The following is a 16,383-nucleotide window of genomic DNA, read 5'->3' as shown; positions in this document are numbered from 1 at the left end:
AGCTCTACAGTTACAATCTCATCGCGAAGAAAGAATTTGCAAAGCCTCACGGATCAACTGCTCACAACTCTTATTGCCATTATCAATTTTATTTACAGCTTTCCACGCCTCTTGTGGCTTATAACCTAATGCTTCCAACGCGCTGATCGCCTCTTCTTGACTATGAGCACTACCTGCCTGTTTTTGGAGAGTATCAGAAATCGTTCCATCAAATTGCTTGATACTGTCTCTCATCTCAATTACCAATCGTTCTGCAGTTTTCTTACCTATACCAGGTAACTTGGTTAACAAAGCAGCGTTTTCCTGGTGAATGCACTGAATAAATTCCTTAGGAGAAATACTTGATAAAATAGCCATAGCCAGTTTGGGGCCGATCCCATTCACTTTAATTAATGCTCTGAATAACGAGCGCTCCTCTTTATCTAAGAAGCCATACAATAATAAGGCATCTTCTCGAACTATCGTGTGAATATGTAATCCAACAGGCTGATTATCATTTTCTATCTGGAAAAAAGTATTCAAAGAGGTTTCTACATCATATCCCACTCCATTGACATCAAGAACCAATTTTCCTGGCTGATGCCTATCTACAATTTGACCATGGAGCCAACCTATCATAGTCTCATTCTCCTTCGTTTCATTCCTCTTGAACCTATTAATTTTGACAAGCCATTTCTCATATGGCTATGACATATTGCTATTGCCAAAGCATCAGCGGCGTCTTTTTGCGGGGCTCGATTGAGCTGAAGCAGCTCTACAACCATATGACTCACTTGATCTTTTTCAGCTGCACCATAACCAACCACACCTTGCTTTATTTCTCTCGCTGAATACTCACAGATTTTCACACGGTGCGAGACTGCTGCTACCATGGCAACACCACGCGCATGTCCTAATTTCAAAGCCGAATTAGGGTTGTTATGCATGAATATCTGCTCAATAGCAACCTCAGTTGGCGAATAGTGATCCATTAGCTCGCATATTCCATCATATATTTGCAATAACTTATGACTTAATTCCGCATCATTTGATGTGCGAATACAGCCACTATCGATGTACTCGATTTTACGACCAGATTCTTTAATCAATCCATATCCTGTGACCCGTGAGCCTGGATCTATCCCTAATATAATCGTCATTAATTCATTGATTCTAATATTTTTTCAGAGAATTCAGCATTGCTATACACTTCCTGGACATCATCCAGATCTTCAAGCATATCAATCAGTTTAATTAAACTTTCAGCCGTTTCATCACTGATTGGAACCAAAGTTTGCGCACGCATAGTTAAATGAGACTGTTCAACCTCTAAACCAGCATCCTGCAAAGCATTTAAGACAGTATGGTAAGCTTCCACAGGAGTGATGATCTCTATCTGACCATCCTCTACCGCAACATCAGAAGCACCAGCATCAATTGCAATCTCCATCACCTTATCTTCCGGCTGATTAGAAGCCATCAGAATTTCACCTTGATTAGTGAAAAGGTAGGATACTGAACCATCGGTGCCTAAATTACCTCCATGTTTTGAAAAAGCATGTCGAACCTCCGAAACTGTTCGATTTTTATTGTCAGACAAACAATCTACCAGTATAGCAACGCCTCCTGGTCCGTAACCCTCATAGCGCATGGCTATCATAGCCTCACCATCAACTCCCCCCACCCCTCGCTTCACAGCATTATCGATGGTATCACGCTTCATGTTGGCGTTCAGAGCTTTTTTAACAGCATCTCTCAAACGTGGATTACTTGACTCGTCTCCCCCACCCATACGCGCGGCTACAGTAATTTCACGAATTAATTTAGTAAATATTTTTCCTCTTTTGGCATCCTGAACACCTTTACGGAACTTGATATTAGCCCATTTACTATGACCTGCCATTACATCACCTCTAAATGAATTTTTATTGAAAGATTATACAACGCTCTATCACCAAAAAGAATGACTAAAGTAATCGATGCTCTCGACAATCTGAACTTTTTTGGACTATCCTAGCACCATCAAAAAAATCTTGAAGGAGATTGAACAGTGTATTTGCAAGGATTTGGTAACTATCACCACAGCGAAGCTGTTAAAGGAGCCTTACCTCCAAATCAAAACTCACCCCAACGCTGCAACTTGGGACTTTACGCAGAACAATTAAGTGGAACCTCATTCACCCGTCCCCGACATAATAATCTTCGAAGCTGGCTATATAGAATACTTCCTACTGTTACTCAGGGAACCTATTACCCTTATGAGATTAATATAACGCAACCTTTTGTTGATGAGTTGTCACCCAATGCCATGCGTTGGTCACCTCTTTATAATAGTTCTCAAATCAAATGTGATTTTGTTGAAGGCCTGTTTCATATTGCCGGTAGCCCGTTAGTTAATGCCTATACATATTATTGCAACCATTCCATGAGCGATAAATATTTTGCCGATAATGATGGCGAGTTGTTATTTGTTCCCTATGCAGGTGAGATCCAGTTGCATACTGAATTTGGCAAATTAATGCTCTCTTCCGGCTCGATCGCAGTGATACCGCGCGGCGTTAAATTTAAAGTGGAAGTGATCAGTAAGGAAGCAAAAGGTTATCTTTGTGAAAATAGTGGAAATCCCCTAACCTTACCGCAATTAGGCCCCATTGGAGCCAATGGTTTGGCAAACCCCCGACATTTTCAATACCCAGTGGCCGCATTTGAAGAATCAAAAGGCGAGCATACGATAATTTGTAAAAACCAGAAAAAATTATGGTTTGCGGTTTGCAATCACTCTCCTTTAAATGTCGTGGCCTGGCATGGCAATTATGCACCTTATAGTTATGAGCTTGGTTTGTTCAATACAATTAACACGGTAAGTTTTGATCACCCCGATCCTTCCATATTCACAGTATTAACTTCAGAAAGTGAAATACCCGGAGTGTCTAACTTGGACTTTGTTATTTTTCCACCTCGCTGGATGGTTGCCGAACATACTTTTAGACCACCTTATTTTCACAGAAACTACATGAATGAATTAATGGGGCTTGTCTACGGTGAATACGATGCCAAGAAGGAAGGATTCATACCGGGCGGTATCAGCATCCATAACTGCATGACACCGCACGGCCCTGATTACGAATCTTATGAAATTGCTGCATCGCAGGAGCTAACACCAAGTTACACCAACTCCCTGGCCTTTATGTTTGAAACTAAAGACTACTGGCAAGTTACTGAGCAAGCCTATCGGCATCCCAGTAGACAAATGGATTATCTTAATTGTTGGCAAGGCTTTAAAATAGAGTTTAGTCAATAAATTGACTGCTTTTTAAGATGTAAAATTGACGATAATTAATTTAGTTTCAGTTGGGTCAAATTTGACCCAACTTACATAGGATTAATTAACCTGGCAAAACAAACAATCCTGGCCGCTCACCTGCACTTGACCTGATAATAAATTAAAATAAATCCTCTTGTGTTAATCCAACCCGCTCCAACAAGGTTCTTAGTGTCTTCAAAGCTTCAACCTGAATCTGGCGAACGCGTTCACGAGTCAAATCAATTTCCTTACCAACATCCTCAAGTGTTGCTTTTTCAAAACCTCTTAACCCAAAGCGTCTTGCGATAACCTGTTGTTGATTCTCAGTTAATTTATCCAAAAGAGATTCTATATGTTGCCTTAAATTCTCATTGGTTAATAGTTCTGCAGGATTTAAACTGTTTTCATCAGCAATCGTATCCAATAAAGATTTGGTTTCATCAAATCCAATTGGCGTATCAACTGAAGCTACTTTATCATTCAAGCCCAATAATTTTTGAACATCCTCCAAAGGTTTATCAACCATTTCTGCTATTTCTTCAGGAGAGGGCTCATGATCCAGTTTTTGCGTTAATTGTCTTGCTGCTCTAAGATAAACATTGAGTTCTTTCACCACATGAATAGGCAAACGGATAGTTCTCGTTTGATTCATAATAGCACGTTCTATAGTTTGCCTAATCCACCAGGTAGCATAAGTTGAAAAACGGAATCCTCGCTTGGGATCAAATTTCTCAACAGATTTCATTAAACCCAGGTTTCCCTCTTCGATTAGATCAAGAAGAGGTAATCCTCTATTAAGATAACGTCTGGCTATTTTAACCACCAGGCGCAAGTTCGACTCAATCATTTTCTTGCGTGCTTCCATATCACCTTTCAAAGCAAGAGTCGCATAATGGATTTCTTCTTCAGCCGTTAGCAATGGAGAAAAACCAATTTCACCCAGGTAAAGTTGAGTAGCATCTAAAGCCTTGGCAATATTTTTCCCGCGTTGGAATGAAGGAAAAGCTTCCTCATCAACAAACTCTGGAAACTCATCAAGCTCTTCTTCAATTTTTTCGATATCTGGTTCAACATCTTCTTCTGACAGCAGAGAATCATCATCTGGCTCAGACCATTCCTCTTCTTTAAATTCCTTGTCCTTAATTGGCTCTTCTTCATCTTGCATTGTATCACCTATATGTTTAGCTATGCCTTGAAATAATTTTTTACTTCTTAACAAGCTTATTGTTGCTATAACTATAAGTTATATGTCAACCTTTTTGTAGATAATTCAATGGATTAACTGGAACTCCTGCTCTTCTAATTTCAAAATGCACGCCCCAGTATGATCTATCTATTAAACCAGCTTCTGCTATTACCTGCCCTGCATTAACACGCTGTCCTTCTGTCACCAGATTTCTGGCATTGTTACCATATGCAGTTAGATATTCATTACTGTGTTTAATGATAATTAAATTACCATACCCAGCCAAACCGCTGCCAGCATAAGCCACAACCCCACTCGCTGAAGCTCTTACTTTATCTCCTCTGTTACATGCAATGTTTATGCCTTTTTTCCCCTGAGAAGGGATAAATGTTGTAACAACACGACCAGTAACTGGCCACAACCAACCAGAGGAAGAACGTACATTATAAGCTGGAGAATAAATGATTTTTTGTTTTGGCTTATGGGGAGTATAGAAATTAGCCCTGGGAACTGAATTAAAGTGATTTGATTTTGGCGCAATGCCTTTTAAACTTAAAACTTGCCCTACTCGCAAGGAATAAGGTGGTCTTAAATGATTGATAGTCGCAAGCCTTCTATAATCTGTATCATAGCGAAATGCTATAGCATAAAGGGTCTCACCTGATCGAACCGTATGGAATTTCTGATATTTTGAATAGGGCTGCCACTTTAATTCGGTCACAGGAGCCAAATCACTTCTTGTCCCACAACCAGCAACACTTAAGATAAAAAAAATACAAATTAATTGTTTGCGAAATAGGCGCATCATTATCTCATTTATAATTTATTAATTTTCCATGCAAATTTCGTTAAGCAAGTTAGATAAATGATCAAATAGTTTATAATGAGTCATGTCTAAATGAAGCGGTGTTATGGAAACATGACCTGTTTTAATTGCAAAAAAATCAGTGCCAGCGCCAGCATCTGCTTCTATGCCTGGTGGCCCAACCCAATAAATTGGTCTTCCTCTGGGATCATATTCTTTAATAATAGGCTCAGCACTATGGCGAGTTCCTAATCGGGTGACCTGCAATCCCTTTATTTGATTCAAAGGTAAATCAGGAACATTAACATTTAATATGGTTTGAGAAGGTAATTTGTTAACACTTAATTTCATAACCAATTCTTTGGCGATAATTGCGGCTGTTTCATAATGTTGGATGTTATCTCCTACCATTGAGACTGCAATAGCAGGCAACCCTAAGTAACGACCTTCCATAGCCGCTGCCACCGTGCCTGAGTAAAGTACATCGTCCCCTAAATTAGCCCCCTCATTAATGCCTGATACAACTATGTCTGCTATAGGCTCTAAAAATCCAGTTAACGCCAGATGGACGCAGTCAGTAGGTGTTCCATCCACACTATAGTAACCATTATCTAATTGTTTAACTCTTAAAGGTTGTGTTAAAGTCAAAGAATTGCTGGCACCACTTCTATTTCTATCAGGCGCAACCACTTGAACTTCTCCTAAAGTGGCCAGCTCATTAGCTAAAATTTTGATCCCGGGCGCCAAAACTCCGTCATCATTGCTTACTAATATTTTCATATTTAACTCTCAGGGGATTCTAACCATTTTACGACTGCTAAATAGTAAGCAAGATCATCTTGATTTCTTTTCAATGAATCTTGTAATTCAGCGTTATCCTTTTTACTCTGTATTTCCCTTTGTTGATTGGCAATAACTTGCTGCAAAGCCAAAATTTTGTTGCCAAACTCTTGTGGATTGTATTGTAGTTGATAAGCAAGACTATTCATCCTCCTGCCAATTACCTCAAGTTGCTGACAGCTTAATCCATCGGGTTGTGTATTAGGGCACATTTTTAAAGCATTTTGCAGTTCAGAAGGGTGGGAACGATAATAGGATTCATCTTTTTTAAACTGACATGAAACCAATCCCAAAATTATTAATATTATCACTAAGTACTTATTCATACTCACCCTCTTGATGTAAACTACAAAAAGTCGATATTATCACCAGTCAGCAAGTAACGCTATCTTATGAGAATACCATATGCTTGATTTTAGTTTGAATCGTGATCCCCAAACGGGCGAGTTATACATAGAAACCTCATTATGTGGGAAGCCTTTACTGACTACGCCGCAATTAAACAAAGGAACAGCATTTACTCAGGAAGAAAGAAAAGATTTCGGTCTTTTAGGCAAGTTACCACACCGCGTTGAAACTCTTGATGAACAAGTAAAACGTGCTTATCTTCAATATTCAAGTTACACGACACGTTTGCAGCAACATATTTATTTAAATAATTTACATGATAAAAACCAAATAGTATTTTACAAACTGCTAAGTCGTCATTTAGGGGAAATGCTTCCCATCATCTATACACCAATCGTTGGTACCGCAGCCAAGAGATTCAGCCATGAATACAGACAACCACGGGGATTGTATATTGCTCATTCAGATAAAAACCAGCTTGAGGAAATAATTAATAATCGCTCGAATCCAGAAATTGACCTTGTCGTAGTGACCGATGGTGAAGGAGTCTTAGGCATTGGAGATCAAGGGATAGGAGGAATGGATATACCTGTTGCTAAACTAATGGTTTACAGCTTATGTGGAGGAATTGACCCAACCCGCACATTACCTATATTTCTTGATGTAGGAACCAACAACCAGGAATTATTAAATGATCCTATGTATCTCGGTTGCCGTCACCCCAGAATAAAAAGCTCAGAATACGACGATTTTATCAAAACTTTTGTAAATAAAATTCATAAGCAATTTCCAAATGCTTTTTTACATTGGGAAGACTTTGGTCGGGGCAATGCTCGACGAATCCTGGATCAATTTCAAGATGAATTGTGTACTTTTAATGATGATATACAGGGGACTGGTGCAGTAACTCTGGCAGCAATTCTGGCGGCATGTGATGTGACTGGACTACCCTTACATGAACATAGAATCGTTGTGTTTGGAGCTGGCTCAGCAGGTACTGGCATTAGCGATCAAATTGTTGATGCAATGGTGAAAAATGGATTGAGTCTTACTGATGCTTATGACAGATTCTGGTTAATAGACAGACAAGGTTTATTACTTGCAACTGACCAGGAGCTGACTGATGCTCAAAAACCCTATGCACGTAATCCTGTAGATATACAATCCTGGGAAATCAATAATAAACAACATCCCTCTTTTACTGACACTATCAGGCATGTCAAACCTACCATTTTAATTGGCTGTTCAGCTCAAACGGGTGCCTTCTCACAAGACATCGTGGAAACTATGTCCACAGCCTGTGAGCGACCAATCATTTTCCCTTTATCAAATCCTGATGAAAAATGTGAAGCACAGCCTTCAGATATATTGGCATGGAGTAAAGGACGGGCATTAATTGCTACTGGAACTGCATTTTCCCCCATTGAATATCAGAACCGAATGGTACAAATAGCTCAATGCAACAATGCCTTGGTATTCCCGGGAATTGGATTAGGTGTTCTGGCGGTAAGTGCCTCTCGTTTAACCAAAGATATGATATTAGCTGCCGCTCAGACACTAAGTAAATTTGCGCCAAGTAAAAAAGACAGCTTTTTGCCCCTCTTACCCGCATTAGACAATGCACAAATTGTAGCCAAGGAAATAGCTATTGCAGTAGCTCAGTGTGCAATCGACTCAGGTTATGCTCAAAAAAATCAAGACAAAGAGCTACCTCGATTAATTGATGAGATCTTTTGGGAACCTAGATATCTGCCTTTTAGAAAAAAGGGCATTTAATGAATAGAATAAAGCACTATGACTATATTATTGAAAAATAAATTTTCTTAATTCTTAGTCTGAGGGGTTAGCAAAATTAATCGTTACATTTTTTATAGTTCCACTCTCCGGTTCCCAGGAACGAGCATACTTGAAGACCATTTTGGTTTGTGCGGGATAGGTTTTACCTTTATTCAAGTTAAAAATGAATAGCATTTTACCGCCCGCACCTATCAAATTAGTTTTGGGCTTTTCATAAATACTATTACTTAAGGTCAGTAAATTTTTGTCAAATTTTACTACAGACCATTGATAACCAGTAGTTGGGTTAGCTGCAAGACTGACAACAAAGCTGGGGTCTTTTGAGCTCACATTGATGACTACATCGTTATTTGCATAGGCCAAAATGGAGAAACCCATAAGTAATCCGCTTAATAATTTTTTCATATTTTTTTCCTCACAAAGCTTCTTACGCTATTACCATTATGGGTTACGATTTACGTTAATCTGTTTTAATTTCCCATAATCAAAAATTAATTCATATTGAAAATCAACAGGAGATTTTTGATAAATCCAGGTTTCAACTGTATTAGTACCATAACCTATCTGATAGCCAGCCGCGTTATATAATGGCACATTCTCCTCATACACCAATTTATCAAGTGGTTCACCACATTTAGATAGAACAGTGTATTTACTATCTCCTTCATAAACCAATTTATCTCCACACCGCATTGCATAGGCATTGGGATATACAATCATTAAAAAGATAATAGCCAATAAACAATTCCGTAGGATCATTCCCTGCCCCTTGAGAACTCATTGCTCTTTGCAATAAAATTTTCAAAAAGTCTATTTTTATAGCATAGCACTTGGCATCTGATTATTCATCCCAATTATCTCTATCTCGATCGGATTCAGGCAAGAATCCACCTACTTGAGCTTCCCACATGGATTTATATAAACCATCCTTCGCTAATAATTCTTCATGAGATCCATCCTCAATTATTTTCCCTGCTTCAAAAACTAAAATTCTATCCATATGCAATAGAGTCGATAACCGATGTGCAATAACAATTGTAGTCTTGGATTCCATGAGTTGCCATAATGAATTTTGTATGGCCTCTTCCGTTAGGGAGTCCAGTTGTGAAGTGGCTTCATCTAATATCAAAATCTTCGTATTTTTTAAAATAGCACGAGCAATTGCAACGCGTTGTCTTTGTCCCCCTGATAATTTAATTCCTCTTTCACCCACCAAAGTATTATAACCATCAGGTAAAAGTGAAATAAAATCATCACAGCATGCCTGTTTGGATGCCATCACAACCTCATCATCAGTAGCATCAGGATTACCATAACGAATGTTTTCCATCAAAGTCCTATGAAACAAAGTGGTATCTTGAGGGATAAGGCTGATAGCTGAGCGCAAGGAATCTTGAGTTACCAGACTAATATCCTGACCATCAATCAAAATTTTTCCAGACTCCACATTGAATAAACGTAAAATCAAATGGATAAACGTCGTTTTACCACTTCCCGAAAACCCTACCAAGCCAACACGCTGTTTAGGTTTAATGATCACTGATTTATTTTCAAATACTTTCTTACCCTGATTATAATGAAAAGTGACATTATCAAACTCTATTTTTCCTTCTTTAACAATCAATTGCTTGGCATCAGGAGCATCTTGTACCTCTATTGGTGCACTGAGTAAAGCAATAGCTTGCCTTGCTATGCCTATCTCTCGAAAGAATTCGGCAATAGCATGGCACAAATACCAAATCTGAGTCATGATAGAAAACGATACATTGAATATAAAAACCAAGTCACCTGTTGTGATGAGTTTTTTATTCCAAAAAGTCAACAAGAAATACACCATGGCTACCAACATGACTGTAACTGGAATATCCAGATACAAACGAAATATGTTCATATAAATCGTCAGTTTTTTATTACTTTGTACTTCCATATTCTGACTTGCGGAAATATAAGCCAGCTCATCCCGAGAACGGGCGAAAAGCTTCACAACACTGGCATTACTCAAACTGTCAACTATTTTACCGCTTAACTGACTTTTATCTTCTGCGTTTTCTTTTGCATACTGATCAACTTTTCTAGACAATCTATAACTGATAAAAAGTTGAAAAATAATCCAGCTTAACAAAATGACTGCAAACCAATAGTTAATGGTACACATCAAAATTAATGCCACAACGATGGAAGCGAATGCGGCGATTGCATACCAGGTTATGATATTGAATATAGAGTCCAGAGCACGAGGCAAGTCGTTGACTTTATTAGCTAAACCACCCGCCATTTGATTGGAAAAATAATGATAAGACTGGCGACTCAAATACTCCATGATGGACATTCTGACATCAGCCTGAAATCTTGGTATTACATAACCTTGCCACCAATTTTGCAGACGTAAAATCACAATTAAAGCGAACCAGGCGCCGCCACCTAACCATAAAGCTGGAGCAACTACTGAAAAAATATTTTCTTCACTGGAGTGCATCCCAAGAGCATCAATGATCATTTTCAAAGAATAGGGAATAGCATTATTTTCAAGCACCATTGCAATCGGCGCTACAAAAAACACAGTGAAAGCCAAGGGCTGTTTCTTTATAAAATGCCAGAAAAATCGACCCAGTGTTTTTGGTAATTCTTCAGATTTTTTATTATCGCTATTCATAAACCATACCTTCAATGAATTTTGACAAGGTTTGATTATTCTAACCTAATATTTGTCAATTGGAGAATTTATTGTTAAAAAACAATTATATGTTCTATCAATTCAGCTATTCTCTCAGACTTGCCTTGCCATGAAATAAAAATAGCTCGTCAAAAATTGAAAATATAAAATTTAATCTTGATCTTAAGCCTTATAAAAGCGATCATTTTTTAATTTGTAAGTTAGAGGAGTACGTGTGGAACACGAAACGATGGAATTTGATGTTATCATAGTCGGTGCAGGGCCTTCTGGATTATCCGCTGCAATCAAATTAAAGCAACTGGCTTTGGCTTCTCAAAAAGAAATTACTATTTGTATACTGGAAAAAGGAGCTCAGGTTGGAGCTCATATTCTTTCTGGTGCAGTTTTAGAGCCCAGAAGCTTAAAAGAATTACTACCTGAAAATTGGCAGCAGGCTCCACTAGATACCCCGGTTAACAAAGATCTCTTTTATTTTTTGACTCAAAATAAATCATTTAAGCTTCCTACTCCAAAACCTATGCATAATGAAGGAAATTTTATTATCAGTTTAGGAGAACTATGTAAGTTTCTTGCAGAACAAGCTGAAGCTTTAGGCTGTGAAATATACCCTGGCTTTGCTGCAGCAGAAATTCTCTATAATGATAAAAATCAAGTCATAGGTGTTGCTACCGGCGATGTAGGAATTGATAGACAAGGAAAGAAAACTGATAACTATCAACCCGGCATGCATTTATTAGCAAAGCAAACTTTATTTGCTGAGGGATGCCGTGGACAATTAAGTCAGGTATTAATGAGTCGCTACCATTTAAGAGATCATTCACAACCACAAACTTACGGTATAGGGATTAAAGAAATCTGGCAAGTTGATGCATCTCGCCATGAACCAGGCAAAGTCATCCATACTGTAGGTTGGCCGCTTGATCATGCAACTTATGGAGGCTCTTTTTTGTATCATCTCTCAGAACAACGAGTTGCAATAGGTTTTGTTGTTGGACTTGACTACAAGAACCCATGGCTAAATCCTTTTGGTGAGTTTCAGCGATTTAAAACCCATCCCCTTATTAAATCTGTTCTAACAGGTGGAGAGCGCATTGGTTATGGAGCCAGAGCACTTAATGAGGGAGGATGGCAATCCCTTCCCAAATTGACCTTTCCTGGCGGCGCCTTGATTGGAGATGCTGCCGGTTTTCTAAATGTGCCTAAAATCAAAGGAATTCACACGGCAATGCAATCTGGAATGCTTGCTGCACAAACTTGCTTTGAAACGCTAAGTGAGGAAAAGAGCGGTCAATTTGAACTAAGTGCGTACCCTGAGAAAATCAATCAATCCTGGCTCAAACAAGAGCTCTATACAGTGCGAAATATTCGACCAGGATTCAAATACGGATTATTTCCAGGTCTAATTAATGCCGCCTTTGAAACTTATGTAACTCGAGGGCATTCTCCATGGACATTAAAAAATCATGCTGACCATAAGTCTTTAAATCCAGCAGATAAAACTAAAAAAATTAACTACCCAAAACCAGATGGCGTGCTCACGTTTGATAAACTCTCATCTGTATTTTTATCAAATACATTTCATGAAGAAAATCAACCCTGTCATCTCAAATTAAAACAACCCAAGCTGGCCATTGAAGTTAATTTCAACCAATATGCTTCTCCAGAGAGTCGATATTGCCCGGCAGCTGTTTATGAAATCATTGAAGACGTTGAAAAAGGACCTCGATTACAAATCAATGCCCAGAATTGTATCCATTGTAAAACCTGCGATATTAAAGATCCTCGTCAAAATATAGTTTGGCAGGCACCAGAGGGTGGGGGTGGACCCAATTACTCAGGAATGTAACCAATCCAACTTAAATAGTATTTTTGGTTAGAGTCCTGTAGTTAAGCAGGAATTTTATTATCTTGAACATGAAAATAAGGATTATTGCATGTACCAACCTTATCTTTTATTTGGCATTTTAATTGTTTCTCTCGTTTTATTTATTTGGAATTATTGGCGGTACGATTTCGTTGCTCTGTTTGCACTAGCCATATCCGTGTTAACAGGCCTTGTTCCATTTGACAAAGCATTTTCAGGATTCAGCAACCCTGCAGTAATCACAGTCGGCTGTGTCATGGTCTTAACTTATGCTATAACCCAATCAGGTGTATTAAATAATCCTTTTATAAAATTAAGACAATTTTCAAAAAAAATATCATTTCAAGTCGGTCTTTATTGCGGGATCAGCGCATTCCTGTCTGCTTTTATGAATAATGTGGCTGCGTTAGGAATAATGATGCCCATCGCTATTCATTCCTTTACGGAAATTAAAAAATCACCATCTATCATCTTAATGCCTATTGCCTTTTGCTCAGTACTAGGAGGAGTAATCACAGCTATAGGTACCCCTCCCAATCTATTAATTTCCAACTTCCGCAATCAAGTCCTAGGTACTCCGTATAATATGTTCGATTTCACACCTGTAGGACTTCCAGTAGCAGTTATGGGTGTTCTCTTTATTTCATTGATTGGATGGAAATTAATTCCGGTACGGGCCAAATACAGTAAATCAGGAGATTCATTCCAGATTTCTGATTACATGACGGAAGTAAAAATTCCTGAAACCTCCTCTCTATGTGAAAAGACCGTTAAAGAATTTCTTGAGATGACTGAAGCTAATTTTGAATTGATTGCAGTGGTCCATGAAGGTAAAAAGAAATTTGCATACACCGATGATACCATCATTCATTGTAACGATATTTTAATTATTGAAGCATCTCCCGAAGATTTGAAAAATATTTTGGATTCAAATGGCCTTATCCTTGCTGGAAACAAGCCATTAACCTCAAAAGAGCTCTATGACAGTGACATCATCACCATGGAAGCCGTTGTATTACCAGATTCCAGTATTGAAGGGCAATCCGCTTCCATGATGAGATTTCGTTCGCGTTATAAGATTAATTTGTTGGCCATTTCAAGAGAAGAATTATCTTTCAGAAAAAAATTAATTGATATTCGTTTTGCAGCAGGTGATGTAGTACTAATTCAGGGAAATGCTGCAACACTTCGCGAAACAATTGTCGACCTGGGATTCTTGCCCCTTGCAGAAAGAGATATTAATGTCCATTTGACTCAAAAAAAATTTTTGCCAATTATTTGTTTTACACTATCCATCATTTTGGCATCTCTGCAAATACTGCCACTCGATTTTTCTTTTATGATAGCAGTGCTCGCACTTGTTGTGTTAAAAGCAATACCAACACATAATCTTTATCGTACTATTGACTGGTCAGTACTATTATTACTAGCCGCTCTTATCCCCGTTGGAGAAGCCTTGCAAACGACTGGTGCGGCAGATTTGATCGCAAATGGGTTTATGAAAATTGCCGGCCAATATTCTCCTATCTTTGCCTTGCTTGTGATTCTGGTTATAACTATGATTTTATCCGACTTATTAAACAATGCAGCAACGGCATTAATTATGGCTCCTATTGCAATCAAGATTGCTCAGTCAGCGCATGTTAATGTGGATTCTTTCTTAATGGCAGTTGCTATTGGTGCTTCTTGTTCATTCCTAACTCCAATAGCCCATCAAAATAACACTATGGTTATGGGACCAGGTAGATACCGATTTTCTGATTATTTTCGTCTGGGATTACCATTAGAACTCATTGTTGTAGTCGTTACTATTCCAACTATTTTATGGGTATGGCCATTATAAAAATAGAAATTAATATGAATTAAACCTGTACCATAATCGATAAAACACAATGGTACAGGCTAGGGATCTTGAATAGATAGAAACTCTGTATTCCAATCACATTAAATTTTTTGCGGGTCAATATCCTTAATTTTTTCCCATTGAATATTACCCTTTTTTATGTTCCCAGGAATATCTTTTGACCAAAATTCTTGTACCTGTTTATTAAGATTGAGATATAAAATGCCATCAACAATTTTCCACGCCAATGGATCACTCACTACTTTCCGCCCTACCGAAACCGCAAAAGCACAATAACCACCATAAGCTGGCAAATATTTTTCAGGATTAGCCTGAAAAGCTTTCTTGTTTTCATCAGTAGCAAATAGGTAAGCTACTCCATTATGATAGGCAGTGTGGTTACCGCTACCACGGACAGGACCATTTTTCTGATGATAAGAAAACAAATCATAACCTTGAACACCAACCAGACTAATCGATGCATCAGAAGCAAACACGAGAAACGGCAAGAATAATAAAGTGATTATTGATAATAGCCTTCCCTTAATTTGTTTCATTTTTATCGTCCTTAATTAAATTATAACTGTTAGTGCTTAAATCACTATTAATTCATTATAGATGCTGCAGGCGTAGTTTGCTTTAAAACAAACAGTTCTTCTACCTCTTGGCTAATTGCCTCAACAGACCCTATAGGAAACCATAGATTATTTTTAAATTTTTTACCTTCATGTTTTGCAAGTTCTTTTAAAATGAGATGTAATTGGTGTTCATCAATTTCCATTCCCTTGTTATTAAGTTCCTTTTTTTGACTTAAAACAACCAATGCATTGACTATGTGAGTCAAAGACAAACAAATTTGTGGATCATTTTGAAATACATGATCTTGAAACACAATCTTAAGCCGGTTCAATGCTATATCAAATTCATTTACAGTTACTTCTTGATAAGCAGTTACAATTTTATGCAAAATTCTCCCTAGCGCTTGAGAGTTTCTATAAGCACTATAATCTCTACCGTAGGTTAACTCTTCAAACCGCCTCAAGCAATTCAGATTGAAATCATGAACATCTTGCAAGATTTTAGCTTCATCATCAGGGCCATGTATAATAAACTGTCTGGCATAAGTTTTTCTATCCTTGTCAATGAGCTCTGTCCTGTCAATAACACCAGGGTAACCAAAACTCATGGGATAAGTTCTGATGTCTGGCTTATGCAATATTTTCAATAATGGCGCAAAATCATAATTAAAAACACCCAAAGCAGTGAAACACTTTAAAAACAAATACCATTTCCCTTCTTCATGAGTAAAGCAAATCTGTAAATAGGAAATATGATCTTGTAGATTAGATGAGTCAATTATTAATGTTGAGTCACTCGACAAATCACTATTGTCATGATTTCGATAAACACTATGTTTAATTGGCAATCTAATCAGGACTGAGTTTATATCCCTCTTGAGTATCATTGGCTGAAATTCTGAATGCACACGATTGCTCAAGGAGTCTTTTAATATAGCGCTCGTATTGTTTATCGGAAAAAAATCAAACCCAGCTTGTCTGGTATCGCCAGATAAAGAAGCAGAGGATAATTGAAGAGATGGGTTATATATTCTTTGATCACTAGTCTGCTTCCTAAGACCGGTGCTTTTCATTAATCCTTTAAAAATTCTCATAGTGTAACATCTCCTTTAATGACTCAAATTTTGCAATCCATTATCAACTAGCGCAAGTTAGCTTAATTACT

The 16,383-nt window shown here is 37.9% G+C and carries 16 protein-coding genes; 4 read left to right on the top strand and 12 right to left on the bottom strand.

All coding sequences use genetic code 11. The features are described 5' to 3' along the window. Positions 1 to 18: 18 nt before the first annotated feature. The 3 genes from ruvA to EL201_RS06595 are packed head-to-tail and all read right to left on the bottom strand — an operon-like array spanning position 19 to position 1,882. Positions 19 to 618, bottom strand: coding sequence for a Holliday junction branch migration protein RuvA (gene ruvA / locus EL201_RS06605; RefSeq protein ID WP_027221486.1), 600 nt, complete (start codon positions 616 to 618; stop codon positions 19 to 21). Further along, a complete protein-coding gene (gene ruvC, locus EL201_RS06600) occupies positions 615 to 1,139 on the bottom strand; it encodes a crossover junction endodeoxyribonuclease RuvC (RefSeq protein ID WP_027221485.1) in 525 nt (174 codons plus the stop codon). Before ruvC ends, ruvA begins: the two co-directional genes overlap by 4 nt. Further along, positions 1,139 to 1,882 carry a YebC/PmpR family DNA-binding transcriptional regulator gene (locus EL201_RS06595; RefSeq protein WP_027221484.1) on the bottom strand — a complete coding sequence of 248 codons (744 nt, stop codon included), beginning with the start codon at positions 1,880 to 1,882 and terminating at the stop codon, positions 1,139 to 1,141. The genes ruvC and EL201_RS06595 overlap by 1 nt, the downstream gene beginning before the upstream one ends. A 147-nt stretch (positions 1,883 to 2,029) precedes the next feature. On the opposite strand from EL201_RS06595, the gene hmgA reads away from it, so the two are divergent. Then, positions 2,030 to 3,280 (top strand): homogentisate 1,2-dioxygenase, encoded by a 1,251-nt coding sequence (gene hmgA, locus EL201_RS06590; protein WP_027221483.1) that lies wholly within the window; start codon positions 2,030 to 2,032, stop codon positions 3,278 to 3,280. Between the two features lie 142 nt (positions 3,281 to 3,422). Here hmgA and rpoS read toward each other — a convergent pair whose 3' ends face one another. The 4 genes from rpoS to EL201_RS06570 all read right to left on the bottom strand — a co-directional run bounded on the left by rpoS (position 3,423) and on the right by EL201_RS06570 (position 6,440). Next, positions 3,423 to 4,448 (bottom strand): RNA polymerase sigma factor RpoS, encoded by a 1,026-nt coding sequence (rpoS, locus tag EL201_RS06585; RefSeq protein WP_027221482.1) that lies wholly within the window; start codon positions 4,446 to 4,448, stop codon positions 3,423 to 3,425. A gap of 85 nt (positions 4,449 to 4,533) precedes the next feature. Beyond that, positions 4,534 to 5,277: a peptidoglycan DD-metalloendopeptidase family protein gene (locus tag EL201_RS06580; protein ID WP_027221481.1), complete on the bottom strand. Its 744-nt coding sequence runs from the start codon at positions 5,275 to 5,277 to the stop codon at positions 4,534 to 4,536. 18 nt (positions 5,278 to 5,295) lie between these two features. Beyond that, the gene (gene surE / locus EL201_RS06575; protein WP_027221480.1) at positions 5,296 to 6,054 is read right to left on the bottom strand and encodes a 5'/3'-nucleotidase SurE; all 759 of its coding nucleotides are present in this window, start codon (positions 6,052 to 6,054) and stop codon (positions 5,296 to 5,298) included. Between the two features lie 2 nt (positions 6,055 to 6,056). After that, positions 6,057 to 6,440 (bottom strand): hypothetical protein, encoded by a 384-nt coding sequence (locus tag EL201_RS06570; RefSeq protein ID WP_027221479.1) that lies wholly within the window; start codon positions 6,438 to 6,440, stop codon positions 6,057 to 6,059. A 79-nt stretch (positions 6,441 to 6,519) separates the two neighbouring features. Between EL201_RS06570 and EL201_RS06565 the strand changes: the two genes are divergently transcribed. Then, positions 6,520 to 8,238 carry an NAD-dependent malic enzyme gene (locus EL201_RS06565; protein WP_027221478.1) on the top strand — a complete coding sequence of 573 codons (1,719 nt, stop codon included), beginning with the start codon at positions 6,520 to 6,522 and terminating at the stop codon, positions 8,236 to 8,238. 54 nt (positions 8,239 to 8,292) lie between these two features. Here the strand turns inward: EL201_RS06565 and EL201_RS06560 are convergent, their stop codons facing one another. The 3 genes from EL201_RS06560 to EL201_RS06550 form a co-directional block, all read right to left on the bottom strand. Continuing rightward, entirely contained in the window at positions 8,293 to 8,664 is a 372-nt protein-coding gene (locus EL201_RS06560; protein ID WP_027221477.1) for a protease inhibitor I42 family protein, read from the bottom strand. A 36-nt stretch (positions 8,665 to 8,700) separates the two neighbouring features. Next, positions 8,701 to 9,018 carry a DUF2845 domain-containing protein gene (locus tag EL201_RS06555; protein WP_027221476.1) on the bottom strand — a complete coding sequence of 106 codons (318 nt, stop codon included), beginning with the start codon at positions 9,016 to 9,018 and terminating at the stop codon, positions 8,701 to 8,703. A gap of 82 nt (positions 9,019 to 9,100) precedes the next feature. Next, complete coding sequence (locus EL201_RS06550; RefSeq protein WP_027221475.1) at positions 9,101 to 10,912, bottom strand: ABC transporter ATP-binding protein; 1,812 nt, start codon at positions 10,910 to 10,912, stop codon at positions 9,101 to 9,103. 235 nt (positions 10,913 to 11,147) lie between these two features. Between EL201_RS06550 and EL201_RS06545 the strand changes: the two genes are divergently transcribed. Both EL201_RS06545 and EL201_RS06540 read left to right on the top strand, forming a co-directional pair. After that, positions 11,148 to 12,779: an electron transfer flavoprotein-ubiquinone oxidoreductase gene (locus tag EL201_RS06545; protein WP_027221474.1), complete on the top strand. Its 1,632-nt coding sequence runs from the start codon at positions 11,148 to 11,150 to the stop codon at positions 12,777 to 12,779. 88 nt (positions 12,780 to 12,867) lie between these two features. Beyond that, positions 12,868 to 14,640: an SLC13 family permease gene (locus tag EL201_RS06540; protein ID WP_027221473.1), complete on the top strand. Its 1,773-nt coding sequence runs from the start codon at positions 12,868 to 12,870 to the stop codon at positions 14,638 to 14,640. A 101-nt stretch (positions 14,641 to 14,741) separates the two neighbouring features. Here the strand turns inward: EL201_RS06540 and EL201_RS06535 are convergent, their stop codons facing one another. Together EL201_RS06535 and EL201_RS06530 are read right to left on the bottom strand one after the other, a co-directional pair. After that, positions 14,742 to 15,197 (bottom strand): YHS domain-containing (seleno)protein, encoded by a 456-nt coding sequence (locus tag EL201_RS06535; protein WP_027221472.1) that lies wholly within the window; start codon positions 15,195 to 15,197, stop codon positions 14,742 to 14,744. 47 nt (positions 15,198 to 15,244) lie between these two features. Next, positions 15,245 to 16,312: a hypothetical protein gene (locus tag EL201_RS06530; protein ID WP_027221471.1), complete on the bottom strand. Its 1,068-nt coding sequence runs from the start codon at positions 16,310 to 16,312 to the stop codon at positions 15,245 to 15,247. Between the last annotated feature and the right edge of the window lie 71 nt (positions 16,313 to 16,383).

Source organism: Legionella pneumophila subsp. pascullei, assembly GCF_900637585.1.
Taxonomy (GTDB): Bacteria; Pseudomonadota; Gammaproteobacteria; order Legionellales; family Legionellaceae; genus Legionella; species Legionella pascullei.
The sequence above is the reverse complement of the archived record's forward strand: the minus strand, read 5'-3'. Positions and strand labels throughout refer to the sequence as shown.